24 protein-coding genes are annotated in these 18,214 nt (G+C 41.2%); 22 read left to right on the forward strand and 2 right to left on the reverse strand.

The window, feature by feature from the left end:
- Positions 1-166 precede the first annotated feature (166 nt).
- The 13 genes from Q5866_RS18305 (at position 167) to Q5866_RS18365 (ending at position 10,731) form a co-directional block, all read left to right on the forward strand.
- A complete protein-coding gene (locus Q5866_RS18305; RefSeq protein WP_303181710.1) occupies positions 167-664 on the forward strand; it encodes a hypothetical protein in 498 nt (165 codons plus the stop codon).
- An 84-nt stretch (positions 665-748) separates the two neighbouring features.
- Complete coding sequence (locus Q5866_RS18310) at positions 749-1,171, forward strand: hypothetical protein (RefSeq protein ID WP_303181711.1); 423 nt, start codon at positions 749-751, stop codon at positions 1,169-1,171.
- Between the two features lie 65 nt (positions 1,172-1,236).
- Positions 1,237-1,455 (forward strand): type II toxin-antitoxin system HicA family toxin, encoded by a 219-nt coding sequence (locus tag Q5866_RS18315; protein WP_294141617.1) that lies wholly within the window; start codon positions 1,237-1,239, stop codon positions 1,453-1,455.
- Positions 1,456-1,501: 46 nt separating this feature from the next.
- Positions 1,502-1,912, forward strand: coding sequence for a hypothetical protein (locus tag Q5866_RS18320; protein ID WP_303181713.1), 411 nt, complete (start codon positions 1,502-1,504; stop codon positions 1,910-1,912).
- Positions 1,913-1,976: 64 nt separating this feature from the next.
- A complete protein-coding gene (locus Q5866_RS18325; protein ID WP_303181714.1) occupies positions 1,977-2,789 on the forward strand; it encodes a hypothetical protein in 813 nt (270 codons plus the stop codon).
- Positions 2,790-2,938: 149 nt separating this feature from the next.
- Positions 2,939-3,829, forward strand: a complete 891-nt coding sequence (locus Q5866_RS18330) for a S49 family peptidase (protein WP_303181716.1) — start codon at positions 2,939-2,941, stop codon at positions 3,827-3,829.
- A 3-nt stretch (positions 3,830-3,832) separates the two neighbouring features.
- Entirely contained in the window at positions 3,833-5,296 is a 1,464-nt protein-coding gene (locus Q5866_RS18335; RefSeq protein WP_303181717.1) for a hypothetical protein, read from the forward strand.
- A gap of 18 nt (positions 5,297-5,314) precedes the next feature.
- Positions 5,315-5,878 (forward strand): hypothetical protein, encoded by a 564-nt coding sequence (locus Q5866_RS18340; protein ID WP_303181718.1) that lies wholly within the window; start codon positions 5,315-5,317, stop codon positions 5,876-5,878.
- A 105-nt stretch (positions 5,879-5,983) separates the two neighbouring features.
- On the forward strand, positions 5,984-6,874 hold the full coding sequence (locus Q5866_RS18345; RefSeq protein ID WP_303181720.1) for a hypothetical protein: 891 nt from the start codon (positions 5,984-5,986) through the stop codon (positions 6,872-6,874).
- Positions 6,871-7,548, forward strand: a complete 678-nt coding sequence (locus Q5866_RS18350) for a hypothetical protein (protein WP_303181722.1) — start codon at positions 6,871-6,873, stop codon at positions 7,546-7,548. Before Q5866_RS18345 ends, Q5866_RS18350 begins: the two co-directional genes overlap by 4 nt.
- Positions 7,541-8,128 carry a hypothetical protein gene (locus Q5866_RS18355; protein WP_303181723.1) on the forward strand — a complete coding sequence of 196 codons (588 nt, stop codon included), beginning with the start codon at positions 7,541-7,543 and terminating at the stop codon, positions 8,126-8,128. The genes Q5866_RS18350 and Q5866_RS18355 overlap by 8 nt, the downstream gene beginning before the upstream one ends.
- Positions 8,088-9,020: a hypothetical protein gene (locus Q5866_RS18360; RefSeq protein WP_303181725.1), complete on the forward strand. Its 933-nt coding sequence runs from the start codon at positions 8,088-8,090 to the stop codon at positions 9,018-9,020. Before Q5866_RS18355 ends, Q5866_RS18360 begins: the two co-directional genes overlap by 41 nt.
- A complete protein-coding gene (locus Q5866_RS18365; RefSeq protein ID WP_303181727.1) occupies positions 8,998-10,731 on the forward strand; it encodes a hypothetical protein in 1,734 nt (577 codons plus the stop codon). The genes Q5866_RS18360 and Q5866_RS18365 overlap by 23 nt, the downstream gene beginning before the upstream one ends.
- Positions 10,732-10,847: 116 nt before the next feature.
- On the opposite strand, the gene Q5866_RS18370 is transcribed toward Q5866_RS18365, so the two are convergent.
- Entirely contained in the window at positions 10,848-11,261 is a 414-nt protein-coding gene (locus Q5866_RS18370; protein WP_303181729.1) for an ArdC-like ssDNA-binding domain-containing protein, read from the reverse strand.
- A gap of 63 nt (positions 11,262-11,324) precedes the next feature.
- A complete protein-coding gene (locus Q5866_RS18375; RefSeq protein WP_303181731.1) occupies positions 11,325-11,789 on the reverse strand; it encodes a hypothetical protein in 465 nt (154 codons plus the stop codon).
- Between the two features lie 560 nt (positions 11,790-12,349).
- Between Q5866_RS18375 and Q5866_RS18380 the strand changes: the two genes are divergently transcribed.
- From Q5866_RS18380 to Q5866_RS18420, 9 genes are all read left to right on the forward strand, one after another.
- Entirely contained in the window at positions 12,350-12,622 is a 273-nt protein-coding gene (locus tag Q5866_RS18380; RefSeq protein ID WP_303181732.1) for a hypothetical protein, read from the forward strand.
- Positions 12,619-13,968, forward strand: coding sequence for a hypothetical protein (locus Q5866_RS18385; protein WP_303181733.1), 1,350 nt, complete (start codon positions 12,619-12,621; stop codon positions 13,966-13,968). Before Q5866_RS18380 ends, Q5866_RS18385 begins: the two co-directional genes overlap by 4 nt.
- 1 nt (position 13,969) lies before the next feature.
- Entirely contained in the window at positions 13,970-14,920 is a 951-nt protein-coding gene (locus tag Q5866_RS18390) for a DUF6712 family protein (RefSeq protein WP_303181736.1), read from the forward strand.
- Positions 14,917-15,816: a hypothetical protein gene (locus Q5866_RS18395; protein ID WP_303181737.1), complete on the forward strand. Its 900-nt coding sequence runs from the start codon at positions 14,917-14,919 to the stop codon at positions 15,814-15,816. The genes Q5866_RS18390 and Q5866_RS18395 overlap by 4 nt, the downstream gene beginning before the upstream one ends.
- Entirely contained in the window at positions 15,800-16,231 is a 432-nt protein-coding gene (locus Q5866_RS18400; RefSeq protein ID WP_303181738.1) for a hypothetical protein, read from the forward strand. The genes Q5866_RS18395 and Q5866_RS18400 overlap by 17 nt, the downstream gene beginning before the upstream one ends.
- Positions 16,232-16,292: 61 nt before the next feature.
- Positions 16,293-17,159 carry a putative phage abortive infection protein gene (locus tag Q5866_RS18405; RefSeq protein WP_303181739.1) on the forward strand — a complete coding sequence of 289 codons (867 nt, stop codon included), beginning with the start codon at positions 16,293-16,295 and terminating at the stop codon, positions 17,157-17,159.
- A gap of 344 nt (positions 17,160-17,503) precedes the next feature.
- A complete protein-coding gene (locus Q5866_RS18410) occupies positions 17,504-17,773 on the forward strand; it encodes a hypothetical protein (RefSeq protein ID WP_303181740.1) in 270 nt (89 codons plus the stop codon).
- Positions 17,757-17,891, forward strand: coding sequence for a hypothetical protein (locus tag Q5866_RS18415; protein WP_303181741.1), 135 nt, complete (start codon positions 17,757-17,759; stop codon positions 17,889-17,891). The genes Q5866_RS18410 and Q5866_RS18415 overlap by 17 nt, the downstream gene beginning before the upstream one ends.
- Positions 17,892-17,918: 27 nt before the next feature.
- Entirely contained in the window at positions 17,919-18,152 is a 234-nt protein-coding gene (locus Q5866_RS18420; protein WP_303181742.1) for a hypothetical protein, read from the forward strand.
- The last annotated feature ends 62 nt before the right edge of the window (positions 18,153-18,214 follow it).

Here is an 18,214-nt window from a genome sequence, read left to right on the forward strand (position 1 = left end):
ATTGACGGGGTTGATATACAAATAATTAAGCATATAAAAACACTTGCTCCGTCAAAATATTTCGCTTTTTGACCAAAATTTGATCGTGTGAATAAAAAAATGACTTTTATGTGTAAATATTTTGTCTTGATGTCGAAAAGACATATTTTTGATAAAAAGTTGGGATATGAAAAGAGAAACTATTTTAATAGTAAATTTACCCCCGCATTTATCTGACTATTGTCGACACGAATTAGGAAGTGATAATCAAGGGCGGATTATCTTGAAACGGGGGCATGATATCGGGAAGCATATTTATTCTCACGTGTCCGTGTCGGATTTGCCAATAAGAGCGAACGCCATGGTGAATCCGGTGACATTTATTATCCCAGTAACAGCCGCTAACCGTTACGCCCTTGTTGCTAGATTCCTTTATGTTTCCCGGTGGGGAGAAGAAAAAATCCGGGATTATATCGAAACGGAGTTTAATCAAAGAATGCGATTGCTGTTTGAGTCCGGGTACCGGAAAAAGTACACGCAAAAGGAAATTATTGAGTCGATTTTGGACGCGTATAATATCAAGAATACGGCGATCAGTTACGAGGCTATCAAAAAATCTGACTATCGTTCCAAGAAAAGAACACGTAAAATCATATTCGATGATATAAAACGTGTTGATGATTAGTGTATTATAAATAATGTCAGCATTTTGGAGAAAAATGGCTGTTTTTGAATTGTTGTATATCAATGTAAAGGTAAATAATTGACAATGTTAAGGCAGATAATTAAAATTTCGGTAATTACCTCAAGGGCGATAAATTTACTTCGGGTAAATAATTCTTTCGTGTGGCTCGAATTATTGCCGGGGAAATCTTTTTATGAATTGAATCCGACGTTGAGAACGATAAATTTCACCGAAAAATCGGAAAACGGAAATGCCGGTACGAGTTACGAGCAGAAATTATCGTGTGGTGTAACAGTTGATAAGTCCGATAACGCATTAATTAATTACTTGGAACGTTCTCGTTTGGTTGTTAAACTTGAATATTCCACGAGAGAAGTCGAGATCATGGGGACTATGGACTTCCCGGCGATTCTCACGGTTTCAATGGACGTGAATAATAGTTCTATCTATAAATTTGAATTTGTTTGTAAGTCAATATACCGGTTATTGAAATTAGTCGAAAAATAATGTCAAATTATTTTGAGAAGGTAACGAAAAATGTTACCTTTGTAGCGTGTGATAAACTTAGTTCTATGAAAAGATTGTTTACGATCAGGGAGGTGATAAAAATCTTGACCTCTTTAGGTTGGTACCTCGCCAGACAAAACGGTACTAGCCATAGACAGTTCAAACATCCGACTATTAGGAGAACTGTTACTGTCGATGGTAAATTATCGGAAGATGTTTCCATGAATAATTTAAAAAGCATGGAAAAACAAGCTGGGATCAAGTTTAAAGATTACGCGGAGTAAAATCCGCGTAATCGCACGCACACACTATAAAATTAAATTTGAGATTATGAAAGTATTGGACGTTATTGTATGTAAGGCTGGAAAATCTGTATCGGCAAATTTGCCGGAGGTTGATGGTTTTGTGATCTCTCGCCCTTCTTTCGATAAACTTAAAAAGGATTTGCGTTCCGGTTTAGAGTTTCATTTTGAGGGATTGTACGAGGAAGAACGGCAGCCATGGATGAGTGAGGGGTATGCTTTTAATTTTATATTTGAGGATATTCCTGCTCTGATAGATAGTTTTAATGGTACTTTGAACCAAAGTCTCTTGGCTCGAATTGCAGGAATCAATGAAAGTTTGATGCGGCAATATGTAGCCGGAATAAAAAAGCCGGGTAAAAAAGTAAAAGAGAGAATCAAAAATGGATTGAAAGAATTTGCAGTAGAACTGAATAATATACGCTTTACCGGAGTGTAAAGTAAGTTTATCACACGTTCCTCTTCGGGTGTAATTCCCGGGGAGGAAATTTTAAAAAAGGATTATGGGGAAAAAAGATATCGAAGTTAATCAAAACGGTAAAAAAAGATGTTTTATAATCACACCAATTGGATCTGAAAAATCAGAAACGAGGAGAAAAGCTGATGGTGTTATCAATGCTGTGCTTAAACCTGTTTTAAAAGAGATGGATATTGAGGTTACTACTCCTCATGAAATGGCTTCGCCTGGATCGATCACTCAACAGGTTATAAAGTGTATATTGGAATACGAAGTAGTTATAGCGAATTTATCAGAATTGAATCCTAATGTGATGTATGAATTAGCTGTACGTCATGCAAAAGGAACTCCTGTTATTTGTATCGCGGAAAGTGGGACAGTTTTACCGTTTGATATTTCAGCTGAAAGAACACTATTTTATGAAAATGACATGTATGGGGTTGAAATCTTAAAATCTCGTTTAAAGGAAATGATTACTTGTGTGTTGGGGGATACTGGAATTGATAATCCAATATATAGAGCTGCAAAAGATTTCAAGATGCAACAAATTTTGGTTCAAGGAAATGAGATTGATACGATTAATCAGTATTTGTTGGATAAAATAGAGCAAATGGCGAATAGATTAGATTCATTGACTAATTCTGTAAATCGTGGTATAAATATTCGGAACGATGTGGCTCATGGACTTTGGGATACATGGCGAGGTATAAATATTAATGAAGGCACAGAATCTATATTAAATTCAGATGAAATAAGTTCACGAACATGTTTTAGTGCTGGTAAACCGATAAGAATAAGGGGCAACATTGATTATAAGCCTATTAGTTCTACTATTTCTCCAGACAAGGAATTGAAATAACGAGTTTATATGTGAAGGGGAAAATGGGAATAACTCCAATAAAAGTGGAGAAATCAAGCTGATAGATATGGCGGGATCGATAATGGTTCCGCTTTTTTTTCGTCCTTTTGAAATGGTGCTTTTGGACATATCTTGGCATAAAAAACAAGATGTATCCACATTTACTATCTCAAATACTTCGCGGAAATTGGTTCCTTCGTCCGGAAGACATCATGGCAGGCCACGTGCTTGTACATAATCTTTTGGATGGAGGTTTTAATGATGAAAAGTATTCCAGGATCCTGTCCGAGTCGAAGCCCATGGTACAGTCTATTTACGGGTTGGATTCAGACAAGTACGATAAGGCTCCTAAAGGCAGTACTGCCATAATTCCTATTCATGGAACGATGATCAAATACGGTACATGGTGCAGTTATGGGGCGGACGAAATCGCGGCAATCATCCGGCAGGCGAAGAATTGCGAGAATATTTCTTCTCTCGTTTTAGCGATTGATTCCGGAGGGGGTGCTTGTGATGCTGTTGCTGTACTTGTGCAAGCGATCGAGGATACCAGGAGTGCGGGTAAACCTGTTGTTGCATCGTGTGATATGGCGGCAAGTGCGGCGTATTGGATCGCGACAGCTTGTGATCGGATTATAGCCGACAATAATATCAGCAGCAGCTTCGGTTCGATCGGGGTGATGTGTAGTTTTACCGATGTTAAGCCTGTATATGAAAAAATGGGTTACGTGTTTCACGAGATTTACGCGGATCCGTCAGGTGATAAAAACGAAGCTTTTAACCTTGCATTGAAGGGTGAGTATGACAAGATCCGGAAAGAGAGTCTAAATCCTCTCGCTCTACAATTTCAAGAAACGGTAAAGGCAAACAGACCGGGGTTGAATACAGAAGTACCGGGTATTTTGTCTGGTAAGATGTTTTACGCGAAACAAGCTTTGGAGTATGGTCTGATTGATGATATCGGTACTTTGTCTAAAGCTGTTTCCGTGGCGAGAAAGCTTGAAGCAGAGAATACAATTAATAATTATATAAATTCTTAGCCTATGAATTTTAAAAATGTTTTATCGGCCGTGTATTCCATACTCGGTATTTCCGCCCTAGAGAGGAAGGACGGGAAATCTATGCTAACGGAGGAACAACGTGCGACTCTGATGGGAAAGTACGGGGAAAAATTCGTTGAGCAATTCGTGAAAGATCTTGAAGCTTTCGAGAAAGAGGGAGGCGAAACCTCCGGGGAAGATGTCGCTAATTTGAGAGCGGAGCTGGAGAAAGAACAACAGAAGTACAATGACTTGAAAACAAAATTTGAGGAGTACAAGGCTTCCGCGGAGGAAAAGGAAGAAAACCTTAATGGTTTGATCGGGACCTTGAGTGGTGCGGCAGAAGATGACCGGAGAGCCGAGGTAATATCCTCTGCTGGGCGTAAGCCCAAATTCTCTTTAAACATGGATTTTCTGCACAACAAAGTTTTGGATAACGTTGCGAACGGGGACGGTCTGCAAGCTATGGCAGCCGATACCATTGTGACGGAAGAATTGAAAACGGAGTTCGGGAAATATGTTTCCGATATGCGTTACGAGATCATCACGTTGCTTTTCGGCAAGTTACAGGCAACACGGTACATGACTACTAAAATGACGGAAAAGACGGAGTGGCAAGCGATCCAGTCGCATATCACGAACTTGATGCAGAAGTTTACCCCGTACTGGACTCCTTCAGGGCAAGTGGAATTTACGCCGATCGTTATCAAGAACCGAAAACACAAAATTAACGTGGCCGTGAAACCGGCAGAGATTATGGAAGAAGTGATCGGTTACCTGTACGATGAAGGTTTACAGCCGAAAGACATGCCGATCGTTCGCTATATCATTGAAGTGTTGCTGAAACCGAAAGTAGAGGAAGAGCGTGACGAGCAAATCGCTATCGGCGTGTACGACGAAACGAAAAACAAGAACAAAAAAGACGGTGACGAGGGTGACGAAGGCGGCTCCATGGACGGGTATGTTACCGTTTTGAAACGTCTGCATGGTGATGCTGATTGCAAGATGGTCCGTCTACTGAAGGGCGTGAAGTTGACCAGGGCGAATATTTATAATCAATTCGACGAGATTTATAAGCAGATTCCGAAAAAATACCGGACAAAGAAATTGCCTATTTTCATAGATCCGGACTTGTTGAACACGTATGATCTTGCTCGCGATGATAAATTCCCGAACTCGAAAAACGAGGACGAGGGGAAACGTCGTTTGCAGCACACGAATTTCGAGTTTATCCCGCTTGACGGGATGGTTGGTTCCGGCTGTTTCTTCATCACCCCGAAGGATAATTTTATCCACTTACTTTCTAAAAACAAAGGAACAACGAAAATTTGGCTGCAGGGTGAAAATTACGACGTGAAGATCTTCGCTGAATGGTGGGAAGCGACTGGTTTTGCTATCGCGGAATTGTTATTTGGATACGTGCCTCCCGTTGAAGTGGTCGATTCCGGGGCAGAAGAAGGTGTTTAATTTTTAATATTGAATTATATGGCAAATGAAGAAGTATATTCTCCGGTATCGATTCCAAAAGAATCGAACGGTGGACGAACGAAAGTAAAGGATCCGCGGATTTTGATTGGTCGGGTTCGTGACGTGGTAACCTTCCCGGTTCCGGATAAAAAGGGTATTATTATCTCGCAACCGATTGTGATGGTAGAGGGAAAATCAATGGTGGCTATCGAGGTGACGGCTTCAAGTATAAGTATTTCTCAGCCGACGGAAGGTGATCCGGATAACAAGGGTTCAATTCCCGCGATCGAGGTTTTTCGTCCGGGCAGTTTGGAGCCGGAATTTGAGGCTTTTGTCGAGAATAACCTGAATGAAGATCTTTTCGTGATCGTGCAATACCCGGAACAAAACGTGAAAAAGCTATTCGGCAGCAGGTACAATCCTCTCCAAATGACGGTCGAAACGACGGATAATAACGAGGGGGATGTCAATAAAATAACTTTAACGCAAGCGCTGCGAGGTCGGCGTGCTTGTTTTTACCAGGCAGCCTTACCTCCGGTGCAGGGTGAAGCGGTAGTGGGATCCGGTGGAGAGGGCGTGTAGTGTGATTTGGTTAAAGTGGAAGTCGGTCGGTTGACCGACTTTTTTTGTCCTTGAATAAAACCCGGAGAAAGGAGAATTTTATTGATTATAATCAAATCACAGAATATGGCAGTAAAGAAAACAACGAAAAAAGCCCTGGCGGAGAAAGAGCCTGTAATAGAGCAGACGCCGGAGAAAGAGATCCAAGAATTGAAAGATGAAAACTTGAAACTGGTTGAAGAACTTAAAGTTGTCGGGGAATTTCTGGATGAATACAAGGCAATGCTAAACGAGGTAGAGCAGCCTCTACTCGTGATAATCCCGTATCGAAAATCGGAAGCACAAGGCAATGAATTGAAGTTGGCAATAAAAGGTTGGAAAAAGCACTTCAAGGAAGACTTTCAGATCGTGGTTGTTGGGGATCACGAGAAATATCTGCCGGAGGATGTTATTCACGTGCCGCATGAATGTGTTATAGACAATCCCCCGTTGGATATCGTTTCCAAGTTACGTGAGATAATGCTTCGTTTCCCTTGCGTGGATAGTGTAATCTTGACAAACGATGATATCTACCCGGTGAACGATTTTTCCTTGACCGAGGTCCAGTTGCTCCGGGTAGATGGTTTGTTAACCGACAAAAAGAACACGGGTAGGCTTTATTCCGAGAATCGGGAACGTACCGTGAATTTGCTCAAGAACGAGGGTAAATCTTTGTATGATTACGGTACACATACACCGGTATTCCTCGAAACAGAGAAGCTGCTCGCGTTATTCGAGAAGTACAATATGGATACAGAGGCGTACTTGATAACCTCGTTGTATTTTAATACTTATTTCCCCGGTCGTATCCCTCTTGTTCATCACTTGGAACATGATAATTTCAAGGTGGGAGTGTGCCGTCCGGATGCGAACTTGCAAAGATTAAAAGAGTTAATCCCTCGTAAAATTTGGGTGTATAATTCCGTTGCAGGTTGGAGTCCGGAATTGAAAGAAATTATTGAAAGTTTGTTGGGATGAATGGACGAAAGGAGATAATTGAATGGCTAAAAGAGGGGTGCAACATCGGGAAAGGTGTTGCACTTTATTTAAAACACGGTGATAATCGTCGTTTTAAAGCGTTGTTATCCCTGCACCGGAACCGGTATAAAGAACGATTAAAATTGCTTTTGTCTCGTGTTGCCGAGGTTAAAATTTCGGACTATTCCGGTGCGGGACGAGAAAAAGAGAGTGATAAATTCAGAAAGATGTATTCCTTCCTGGCTGATCGGGATTGTCCGGCAGAACTAAAAATTCTGGCGAGTGATAAAATTACGACTTACTGGACGTGCGTGGAACTGCATGAGAAATTGTTTTCCTGCCACAAAAACGAGGAATGTCTTTTGGTTGTCCGGGAACTGGTGAACACGTTTATCGAGGATCAAACGATAAAACGTGAACTTGATTACTACAAGCAGCACAAGGGGATACTCGGGGAACATAGGATTTTTGAACGGTTGAAAGCTATCAAGAGGATTCGCTCCATGGGCGTGAAGGAGTTGTTCAAGAAGGAACGGCAGCTTCGTGAAAATATATGGCGGATCAAGGCGGAAATTGCAAAAGGCGATAAGCCGCATTTGTTCTCTGACCGGGAGCAACGTTTGCAAGAAAAGCTGGACGAATTGGCAATGGTTGAAAAAAGATTGAATGAGTAATTTATTTTCACTATCGGAACTGGGGAAAGCGAAAGCTCCTACACCGCCCGATAAAAGTCGAGCGAAAAGTATTCGTTTCGAGGAAGCTCATTTACGGCGAATAGAGAACATTAAAAACTTGTGTGGGGAATTGCCCTCCGGGAACGAGATTCTCTTTCTATGGGCTTGTAATAGCTTTAACGCTTTTACTTTTATCCCCTACGTGATAAAATATTCCGGACTGATAGAGGAATTATGCTTTTCAACTTATTCGATCAATTCCCGGATAGTCGAGGCACTCATCCGGTGGTATGATAAAAGAGTTATCCTGTCAGTCACGATTTACATAGCCGACTCTATAAAATACCGAATGCCGGACGTGGTAACTTTACTTGAAGAACAAGCAAAGCAACGGCAAATCAAGATAATTTACGCGTGGAATCATTCCAAGGTGCAATTATTAAAAAGCGGGGATAATTACTTCGTGGTCGAGGGATCCGGGAACTTCTCGGAGAACGCGGCAAATGAACAGTATATATTTTTAAATAGTAAAGAGGTTTATGAGTTTAGACGTGGTTGTTTTGACAGAGGAAAAGCTTGAGGAACTGGAACGGCTTGCGGCTCTAGGGTATAGCGAGCAGGAAATGGCGATGTATTTTGACGTGGAGCCCGGTAGATTCCTTGAAGCTGCTGCAGATCGGGAGTCTAAAATTAATTACCATATCCGGAGGGGGATTCTGATTAACCAGGCACGGGAACAAATGGGGGTAATGAGTAGTGCCGAGGGAGGAAACGTGCAAGCGATTCAAGCTTTAGGTAAAATCCGGTACCGGAAAGATTTTAACGCGGCTCGTAAAGAAATCCTGTTGAATGACGAGATCGACGAAAGCTTGTATCATCGGCTTGAGGCTTACGTGGAAAAAGGAGCGGTAGCGGACTTGAAGCCGGACGAGGCACTTTACATAGAGTTACTCGCCTTGATGAACGGGATGCGTCGTAAATACGGGCGTGTAAAAACGATACGGTTTTTCTGTAAACCGCCCTTTGACCTGAAATATAGCCAAGCAAGAGCCATGTTCGAACACGCGATAAACCTTTTCTACGTGGATTCTAAGGTAGAGAAAAAAGCTATGCGAGAGCTGAAGGCTCAACAACTGGAGGATGCTGCCGATATGGTTCTCCAGGTCGCGAAGGAACCCTCGGATTTCGAGATATACGCTAAACTGATAAAACTTTCAGCCGACATTCGGCAGTTGCACCTTCCGGATCCGGTGGAAGTACCCAAGGGAACCTATGATCGTCCATATCAGGTTTACACCCTTGAGCCCGAACGAATCGGAATTGATCGTCCGGATCGTCTCGTCCTAGCTCGGCAGATTGATAGTATAAAGGGGGTGACGGAAGCTGAGAAAGAAAAAGCGAAACGGGAGGCTAACATTGAAGATATTATACCATTTGAAGAAATGCTATATGACAACGAGGAAGAAACTTGATTTAAAAAATAAGAAGGTTGGCGTGTTGTATTCCAATTGGTTGGCGCAGATTGTTGCTCTTGTAAAAACACGTAATTTGTTCTTGATTGCCGGTCGTGGCTCCGGGAAAACGAACGATTTTTTTACCGAGCGTTTGATAGACATGATTTACGAATTACCCGGTGCACCTGTCGCTTTGGTTTCGGACACGTACAATAATCTCACTAAAAACATTCTGCCGATACTCTTGGATGGTTTGGAGCGAAAGGGATTTAAAGAGGGCGTTCATTATGTTGTCGAGCGGGAACCGCCGGAGGTTACTCCCGAAATGCTCAAGGCGTGTCCGGAGCATCTTCGAGAACAATTTTGGAAACCGTATAACAGGATATTGTCTTGGAAGCATAGGATGATTTTTTTCACAGGTTTGAATATAACTTTTATAAGCCTGGACCGCCCCTCTGCCGCTGCCGGGAACTCGTTTGTACACGTGTTCGGTGACGAATCGAAGTATTTCCCGGAAGCGAAGATCGCTAAGCTCACGAAGGCTTTACGCGGGTATTACGTGAAGTACGGAAAAAGTGTTTATTACCGGGGGCAGACCTTTATTACGGATATGCCTAACCCGAATAACGCTTACGAGTACGACTGGATATTAAAGCAAGTCAAACGGATGGATAAAAAGCAGGTAATGGATATCCTTCGGGTGGCGTTCGTGATGAATGAGGTTACAGAGGAATTAATTATAGCAAAAGAATCCGGGGATGAAAAAGAGATCCGGAATAAACAAAGGCTTTACGAGCGTTGGAAAGAGAGATATAATACTATCCGGCAGAAATCAACTTTTTTTTATGTGGCGTCTTCTTACATTAACGCGGCAATCCTTCGCCCCGAATATTTCGAGGACGAATTTGAAGGTGATCTTGAAGATGTGTTGACAGCAATCCTTTCGACGAAACCACGGCTTAGTCAAGGGAATAAATTTTATCCGGCGGTAAAATCGGAAAACTATTACTCTGACGGATCCATGGAGAAATACAGTGCAGAATTTGGTGTGCGTGACCGGGAGGATTGCAGGATATTAAAATACCTCCGGAGAGATGAACCCATTGAGGCAGGGATGGACTTCGGAAACATGATATCTATGACGATCGGGCAGGAACAAGGAAATGATTATCGTGTATTGAAGTGTTTGCATACCTTACCCCCGGAATGGATTCGGGAACTTGCAGATAATTTCCTTGCTTATTTCAAGCTTCACGAGAAAAAAGAATTACATCTGTTTTACGATCGAGCCGGTAACCAGTACGAGAAAGTAAAACAGGATCTTGCCGGAAAGTTGAAGCAGTCGATAGAAAAGGATCGGAATGGTAAACCTACAGGCTGGAGCGTGATATTGGAATCACGTAATCAAGCGACGATATTCACCTGGGACGAGTACGATTTCATGATGGAACTCTTCTCCGGGAATAATCCAAAACTGCCTCGTGTGTTGATTGATATGTATCATGCGAAGCCTTTGAAATGCTCTTTGGAGATTGCCCCGGTAAAAATAGTCGAATACAAAGGAAAGAAACGGGTGAGTAAAGACAAACGATCGGAAGGCTTACCGGTCAGTCGTTTGCTGTACGAATCAACAAACTTCTCTGATTCCTTTAAGTATTTGGTGATGAGAAAAAAATGGTTGAGGTACACGAAGGTGCGGCAGGGAGGTTCTATCGTGGGAGCCGGATGATTTTTTGCAGGGTGGGAAGCCTAGTTTTTGCTACTTTTTGTTATGGCGTTTGAATAATAAAAAGTAGCGCGGACACACGGATACCCCGCCTTCGCAGGGTGTACGTGTTAATGGATTTATAGATCTAAAAATTCTACTTCTTTGACCTTGTTCACGGGTTCTTTTTCTTCTTTGGGAGTTTTATCCAACTTGTGTACTTGCTTGTCTGAAAACAAGTAACAAACGGGAAAATATCTAAATTCGCCCTCGTCATTTTCATCCTTTTGTTCTTTCTTTTTTTCTTGTTCCTGCTTGTTGAGAGGTTGCCCCCAAACTGTAAAAGATTTCATTCCCTTTATTACCGTGTACCCCTTTTCCCTCCATTGGTTAAAGGTATTAAATTCTGTGGCTCCGTCTGTATTATAAATGATTTGCAATAGTATTTCATTGATAGTCATCGCTAATCCTTTTTCGTTCCGAATTTTCTGTGCTAGGCGGGAAGCTTCAATTAATTGTTTTCTTGTTTCAAGAAATTGTTTACCTTTGCTCATGACTTAATTTTTTAGGTTAAAAACTCTGTAAGGAGGGATGGTGACTTCATCCCCCCTTTTTTGTTACTGTGCGATCAAGGCTTTTAATGCTTCTTGTTTTTGTTCAATTCGCCCTAAAACGAATTTGATCACGTCACCAATAATCACGGGATTATTCATTTTGAAAACATCATCATCATTACGGTAGGCGTTTGGCTTTGATACGCTTAAAATATATTCGTTGCACGTGAATTCGTCTTCCTCGGCAAGTGCTTGAAGTGTTTCAAAGTGTTCCGTTAATTGAACGTGTGTGGCATCGAGTTTTGACAATTGATAAATTTTTTCCTTTTTGTCGAGGAAATACTCGATTTTTTCCTCTAGGTTTTGGGGTTCATTGCTTATCTTCTTTTTTAATTCTTCATTTTCTGCAAGGATTTTTTTTACTTCTTCGGCGGTAAATTCCTTTTTCGGGGTTTCTGCCTTTTGGTTTTCAACTTTTACAACTGCTAAATTTTTAGCTTCTTCCTTTTTTTCATTTTTCTTTTCCATGACTTAAATTTTTAATATTAAAACTCTGTTAGTGAGTGACTTTCACTATACAAATATACGAAAAATTGATATTCAAAACAATAGTTTTTTAATGATAATATGCTGACGTATAGCGTATTGTGTGTGTGTTTGCATACTATGACATACCAAAGACAACTATAAAATGCTAAATAATTTTTTTTGTTCTTTTTTGTCATTTAGGGTGATTTTCGATTCTCTAAGGGCGGATATGGAAGTCGTTATTTAAAATGTGTATAAATTATAGCTTGAAAACTAGTAGTTTGCGTTTTTTTTGAAGAAATAAAACGCAAATGACAAGAAGAAGACCCCGACCGCCCCAAACTAGATTTGCGAGCGCGAACGCTTGTTTGGAAATTGATATATGACACTCCCCGATAGGGGCGGCTTGGCAAAATTTAACCGATAGGTTACCGCTTTCTCGTATGGAGGGTGATTTTTCTAACCAAACAGTCGATTTTTGTCGGCTTCCTTCTCGTGTGTAGCCCGTGAGATTATCTTTTTGTCCTTTCCATGGGATAGGATAAAAAGTATTATTGTGTATGAAACTATACGAAGCAATAGCCAGGATGAGAGAGCTGACAGCCCAAGGGCGGGCGTTTAGTTTCTCCTTTATGAGTTATAATAGTAGCGCGAACACGACGGAAGGAGTCGTGGACGTGCGTAAAGCTGTATTACGAAAGAAAGCGGATGCAAAATCTTACCGTAATGCGGATGTCTTGATGCCTTATTTCGACTATGATGTTTGCGAGGCTAGACAGTTCTATTTGCCTTGTTTGATGTATTTTAATGGTGAAAAAATAACGATAAGATGAGTGGTATTTCTATTGAAAGAGTGGGGAAGTCGAGGTTAGTTAGTATTCCCGGAGTGGGTACCGGTATGTATGTCGGTATGTCTTCATGGGGTGCTTCTGGTATTCTTGAATCTAAAGTTTGGGAGGCTGAGCCTCAGATCGTGTGTGGTGAAGAGATTGTTCCGTATGGGGTGGGGAATAATCTGCCGGTAGAGATCCGGAATATCATGGACGAGAATAATCTTGCCCCCGGTATTTTGGAACGTGAGAAAGGATTGTTGTACGGACAAGGGCCTGAATTATATCGGAAGAAATACGAGAATGGGGATGTCACCCGTGAATGGGGATACGATCGGGAAATATGGAATTGGCTTAACTCGTGGGATATATTGCGATATATCGAGATGGCGATGGTAGAGTACAAGTACTTGCACGGGTATTTTGATAAGATTTTTCTAACCAAGGGAGCAAGGATCGGGAGAATGGCGAGCATTGCTAAACTTGAAATCGTTCCGGGAGTGGATGCCCGATTAGCTTGGGTGGAGTCTCGAAAATTGGAAGATGTTAGGTGTATATACGTGGGAGATTTCGAGAACGAGTGCGTGAAGGGGATTACTTCATACCCTGTCTTCAGTCCGAGGGAGCCGTTCCGATACCCGGTGGCAATGGCGTATCATAATAGTTATTCGTACGCGAGAAATTTGTATTCAATACCTTCATTTTTTGGTTCTTTGAATTGGATCCGGCGTAGTTCTGACGTACCGGTAATACTCAAGCATATCACGGATAATTCGATTAACGTGGCGTTTCATATTGAATCGCCGCAGCAATATTGGGATACTTGGGAGGAAAAATTGAAGGAAAAATGCACGAGAGAAAATATCGAGTATCATTCGGATATGTTGGAAGAACATAAAGATGAAGTTATGCGGAAATTGGCGGAAGCTTTATCCGGGAAAAGGAATGTTGGAAAATTTTTTCACACGATAACCATGAAGGATGAAAACGAGAAACCATGGGAGTGGAAAGTAACACCGATTGATCAGAAGATTCGGGATTATATTGAAGCACAATTGAAGGTGAGCGAGAAGGCTGATAGCGCGACAACTTCGGGGATCGGGCTGCATCCGGCTTTGTCGAATATTATGGTGGATGGAAAATTGTCTTCCGGTTCTGAAATGTTGTATGCCTTGAAACTTTACTTGGCTTCAGACACTTCAATTCCAGAGGAGATTATTTTGCAATCAATTAATCAAGCAATACAAATTAATTTCCCCCAGACGGAATGGCGGCTTGGATTCTATCACAAAGTAGTTCTCCGGGAGGAAGAAGTTACACCGGGGAAGCGAACAACTAATAATATTTAGTATGAGTATTTTGTTTAAGAGTACGGAAGAATTAAGAAAACACGTTAGTTTCTTGTACGCGACGGCGGATTTTGATAATCTGGTGGCAGATATCGAAATTGCAACCGAAGAGTTAATCGAAATCGTGGGAGAGGAAATTTATAAAAAAGTTCGTAAGGCTTACGTGGATGGGGAAAACGATGGCGTGTACGTGGGGTTAATTCCGTTTTTTCAGCGTGCGATCGGGCTTTTGGCCTATTTATCGTACGCGGAGAATACGGACGTGAGCCACGAGGAGTCCGGTCGAAAAGTGAAACTCGACAAGGATTCCGAGAGCTTGCCGTGGGAATGGCAGATAGCGAGGGATGATGCAGCTCTTCGGAAGAAAGCAAACAAGGCGATAGATCGTTTGATTTCTTGCTTGGATAAACAGATTGATATTGTTCCGGAGTGGAAAGATAGCGAGCAAAGAAAGGGTATAAATTCCTTGTTCGTGAAGAACGCGAAGGAATTTAACGATGTCGTACCGATAGATAATAGTCGGGTGTTTTACTTGCGTGTGTTGCCCATGGTGAAGCTAGAGGAACGGAACTTGATATCTTACCTTGGAAGCGAACGGTACGAATCTATAAAGGAAGATATGGTGAAAGGTGAACTGGAGGCGGATGATCGTCCGATCGTGGAACTTTGCCGGCAGATAATTCCTTTAAGGGTTATGGCGAAGGCTGTGAAACGTTTTCCCGTGCAGGTGTTGCCGGATGGCGTGGTGACGAAATTCACGTCCGAGAGGCAGACGTTGAAAGCGAGTACCCCGGCAACACTGGAAATGGTCAACTCTGTATCAAAATCCTACGAGATGGATGCCGAGGCGTTGACTATCGATTTGCAGGGATATATTGCTTCTCTAAACTCGGTATCGAGTTATAGAAGAAAAGATACGGATTATAGACGAGAAAAATTCTTTTCAGTATGAATATGATTGAGATTCCGGAAGCGGGAAAAAAAGTTGTGTATCCAGCGTCATGGGGCGAGTGTAACCGGAGTCAGATCCGTTTTATTTTTAGGCAAGCACTACAGTTAATAGGGGGTAATATCGGAATGACCGAGTTTAAGATTCGTGTATTGTATTTTCTAGCCGGGATGAAACGCGAAAAGAGGCACGAGAGAAAAGAGAGAATGTTGACAGGGGAGCAGCTTGCACGAAAGTATTTAAACGTGGTTATGGCGGCGGACACGATAGATTTTATGTTCCGGGAACAGAAAGGACAGCAGCTTTTCGAGTATAATCGGGTAGGGAACGTGATTCCGGTGATTCGGGGTGGGATGAAACGGGTGTATGGTCCCTCGGAAGCTTTGTTTAATATTACATTCGGAGAATATATGGTGGCATTCGATTTCTTCCGGCATTACGTGGAACACAAAGATGAGAATAGTTTGAATAAGTTGTGTGCCGTGCTTTACAGACCGAAGCGAAGGGGGAAAATAGATAACGATATCCGTGTAGAATTTAATGCAAATGAAAGTGTCCGGAGGGCGAAATGGTGGAGGCGAGTTTCGCTAGTGGATAGGTTTATTATTTATTCATGGTTTGCGGCGTGTGATAACTTTTTTAAAACCGGGGATATCGAGGTGGACGGTAACCGGATCTCGTTCCGGGGACTTTTTAAACAAGCGGGGGGTGATGAATTAGGAGAAAAAGATATTGGGTTGACCGGGGTATTGATGAGCGTGGCGGAGTCGGGGACGTTCGGGACATTGGAGGACGTGAATAGGACGAACTTGTACACGGTCTTGTTAAAGCTATATCATTGGCATTTGGAGCATAAACGAATAGAACAAAAGAGTAAGAAAGATGGTAAAACTGAATGATTTTAAGCTGTATTTTGAGGCGTTGGCTGCTGAAATGGGATTGTATTTCTTGATGGTGGTGATGGAAGAGCATCTCAGGAAGAAGTTGCAAGGCAAAACGGGTACGATAATGGCTTTGGTTTATCCTTCTGCAACGGGTACGGGATCGGCAGATAACACGGTGGATGAGAATGTCTGTTTGCTTTACGTGTTGGAAAACGGGACGAAAGCAGGGATGACGGAAGATATGGAGTTTGAGATGTACGAGCGTTTGCAGGAGGTAATTGATAATATTAAATCAAAACTGATTATAGCCTCTGACGAGAATCACCCATTGCTCCGGGAACTAGAAAGGGGGCGTCTTGAAATAGAACCGGAGTGGAATGTAGCCGGGGGATATAACGGGTATTCGATAGTTTTTAGCTTTAAAAAGTAAAAGTTTGAACGTAATATGTTAATTTTGCATTTGAAAATACTGATTGCAAAATAAATCGATTATGTCTGAAGAAGAAAAAGAATCGGATAAAAAGAAAGTTACGACAAAAAAATTGTGGCTGTTTATTGGGGTGATTTTTGGGATTTGGGGCGGATCTTGGATTGGTGTTAATTGTCTAATTAATGAAACAGAGCGGGGAACATTCGGAGATCAATTTGGGGCTGTTAATGCGTTGTTTTCCGGTTTGGCTTTTGCAGGTTTGATATATACGATTCTTTTGCAGCATGAAGAATTGGGTTTGCAGCGACAAGAATTGGCTGATACGAGAGAAGAACTGAAGGGACAAAAAGAGGAGGCGGAAAAACAAAATGCCATAATGAAAAAGCAACAATTTGAGAATACTTTTTTTCAATTATTGCAAGTACATCATAATATTGTAAATGGTATCCATTTAGCTAAGAAATGGGGAAGAGAGGTGTTTAGAAATCGATACATGGCTTTATATAAGGAGATAGCTGATTCTTGTCAAGCAACTTATACGGATATGGCAAAAGTTAAAACAATAAATGAGAAAAAAGCAATGGATCTTAATTTTGTAAATAAGGTTTTTGGACAACATTATGATCTTTTTTTATTGGATGCGGGACTATATTTTCGTAATTTATACCGAATAGTAAAATATATTGATGAACACCCCATTCTTTTGCCAGAGGAAAAATATGAGTACATTGCAATGCTTCGATCTCAGTTGTCTGATTATGAATTAGCATGGATGTTTTATAATTGTATTTCTTTGAATGGGTTTGAGAAATTTAAACCTTTGATTGAAAAATACGCTTTACTTCATAATTTACCTAGTGGAATCCTTGTTGTAGAAAAACATAGAACATTTTATGAGCCGGGAGCGTTTGAGCGTGTGACGGTTTAGATTATATCGGTGTATACCCCGTATTGATATTGTAAATGGTATTAATGACCTTCTTGGTTTACGTCTATGGTTAATCCTCCGGGACAGGTACACCGCTTTTTATTTGGATTATTCAAAATTTATTCTCACCTTCGCAGTGCTTAAGATGATTTTTTCAGAGTGGAGATAGACCACCTCTGACCACATGGGTGGATTTTTTATATTTATCAGGAAATGATTAAATAATATAGCGGTGTACACCCCCGTGTATATGTTATAATGGCATATACAAGCTCTGAAAAATGATCTTAAGCAGCGGGACAGGTACACCGTTTTTTGTATCTACAATGCTTAAGATCTGAATTATGAAAAAGAAAGAAACACCCTCTAAAGAGGAAATCATGTCCGCGATCCAGTCGGATAAAAAGTTTGTCAATGATCTATTAGTTGACAACGTTAAAACCCGTTTATACTTGAAAGAATGTTTTGATGAAAGTATTCTTCCGGAAATTGATGAAGAGATGGATCGGGAGGTTTACGATTTGTCACAACATCTGGAAGAAACTTATTCCTCGCTTACTGGTTTGTATGGTCATCTGATAGAAATGGAGGTACATTATGGAAGAGAAGAATAATTATCTGGTAACGTATAAATTCATGGATTTAACCGAGGCTCAAGTAAAACAATTGATTGATGAGATATTCGGGGAGAGCGGGATCGTGCCGCTGCGAGTTGAAAAAGAGGAAAAATAGTTGTATATTTGTTGAAAATCAAGAAGTATGTTTATTATTGGAGTTGTGATATTAATTTTTATCGTGGTGATATTTTTCCGATCTAAGGATAAAAGTGAAAAAATTGACTATGACAAATATGATAAGGAATTTGAACAAACGATCCGTGATGCCGTGAAGGATAATTACGATAACGAAGAAGATTTGGAACGTTACATTGAAATGACCATGCGGATCCGGAGAGAAGTCCGAGAAGATAAACAGAAAAAAGGTTTTTTGTAGGGTAGATTTATTTGACTATACAGGGCGTAACCACGGGGTTGCGCCCTTTTTTGTCCTTTCCT

Origin of the sequence: uncultured Butyricimonas sp. (genome assembly GCF_959596855.1) — a bacterium.
GTDB classification, from domain to species: Bacteria; Bacteroidota; Bacteroidia; order Bacteroidales; family Marinifilaceae; genus Butyricimonas; species Butyricimonas muris.

Excerpts from the sequence above, each read along its gene's own strand:
- Q5866_RS18360 (WP_303181725.1), top strand. The coding sequence starts at position 8,088 with ATGAGTTTAGACGTGGTTGTTTTGACAGAGGAAAAGCTTGAGGAACTG.
- Q5866_RS18340 (WP_303181718.1), top strand. The coding sequence starts at position 5,315 with ATGGCAAATGAAGAAGTATATTCTCCGGTATCGATTCCAAAAGAATCG.
- Q5866_RS18370 (WP_303181729.1), bottom strand. The coding sequence starts at position 11,261 with ATGAGCAAAGGTAAACAATTTCTTGAAACAAGAAAACAATTAATTGAA.
- Q5866_RS18335 (WP_303181717.1), top strand. The coding sequence starts at position 3,833 with ATGAATTTTAAAAATGTTTTATCGGCCGTGTATTCCATACTCGGTATT.
- Q5866_RS18330 (WP_303181716.1), top strand. The coding sequence starts at position 2,939 with ATGTATCCACATTTACTATCTCAAATACTTCGCGGAAATTGGTTCCTT.
- Q5866_RS18305 (WP_303181710.1), top strand. The coding sequence starts at position 167 with ATGAAAAGAGAAACTATTTTAATAGTAAATTTACCCCCGCATTTATCT.
- Q5866_RS18310 (WP_303181711.1), top strand. The coding sequence starts at position 749 with ATGTTAAGGCAGATAATTAAAATTTCGGTAATTACCTCAAGGGCGATA.
- Q5866_RS18415 (WP_303181741.1), top strand. The coding sequence starts at position 17,757 with ATGGAAGAGAAGAATAATTATCTGGTAACGTATAAATTCATGGATTTA.
- Q5866_RS18315 (WP_294141617.1), top strand. The coding sequence starts at position 1,237 with ATGAAAAGATTGTTTACGATCAGGGAGGTGATAAAAATCTTGACCTCT.
- Q5866_RS18380 (WP_303181732.1), top strand. The coding sequence starts at position 12,350 with ATGAAACTATACGAAGCAATAGCCAGGATGAGAGAGCTGACAGCCCAA.
- Q5866_RS18400 (WP_303181738.1), top strand. The coding sequence starts at position 15,800 with ATGGTAAAACTGAATGATTTTAAGCTGTATTTTGAGGCGTTGGCTGCT.
- Q5866_RS18405 (WP_303181739.1), top strand. The coding sequence starts at position 16,293 with ATGTCTGAAGAAGAAAAAGAATCGGATAAAAAGAAAGTTACGACAAAA.
- Q5866_RS18385 (WP_303181733.1), top strand. The coding sequence starts at position 12,619 with ATGAGTGGTATTTCTATTGAAAGAGTGGGGAAGTCGAGGTTAGTTAGT.
- Q5866_RS18325 (WP_303181714.1), top strand. The coding sequence starts at position 1,977 with ATGGGGAAAAAAGATATCGAAGTTAATCAAAACGGTAAAAAAAGATGT.
- Q5866_RS18395 (WP_303181737.1), top strand. The coding sequence starts at position 14,917 with ATGAATATGATTGAGATTCCGGAAGCGGGAAAAAAAGTTGTGTATCCA.
- Q5866_RS18320 (WP_303181713.1), top strand. The coding sequence starts at position 1,502 with ATGAAAGTATTGGACGTTATTGTATGTAAGGCTGGAAAATCTGTATCG.
- Q5866_RS18350 (WP_303181722.1), top strand. The coding sequence starts at position 6,871 with ATGAATGGACGAAAGGAGATAATTGAATGGCTAAAAGAGGGGTGCAAC.
- Q5866_RS18420 (WP_303181742.1), top strand. The coding sequence starts at position 17,919 with ATGTTTATTATTGGAGTTGTGATATTAATTTTTATCGTGGTGATATTT.
- Q5866_RS18375 (WP_303181731.1), bottom strand. The coding sequence starts at position 11,789 with ATGGAAAAGAAAAATGAAAAAAAGGAAGAAGCTAAAAATTTAGCAGTT.
- Q5866_RS18345 (WP_303181720.1), top strand. The coding sequence starts at position 5,984 with ATGGCAGTAAAGAAAACAACGAAAAAAGCCCTGGCGGAGAAAGAGCCT.
- Q5866_RS18410 (WP_303181740.1), top strand. The coding sequence starts at position 17,504 with ATGAAAAAGAAAGAAACACCCTCTAAAGAGGAAATCATGTCCGCGATC.
- Q5866_RS18365 (WP_303181727.1), top strand. The coding sequence starts at position 8,998 with ATGACAACGAGGAAGAAACTTGATTTAAAAAATAAGAAGGTTGGCGTG.
- Q5866_RS18355 (WP_303181723.1), top strand. The coding sequence starts at position 7,541 with ATGAGTAATTTATTTTCACTATCGGAACTGGGGAAAGCGAAAGCTCCT.
- Q5866_RS18390 (WP_303181736.1), top strand. The coding sequence starts at position 13,970 with ATGAGTATTTTGTTTAAGAGTACGGAAGAATTAAGAAAACACGTTAGT.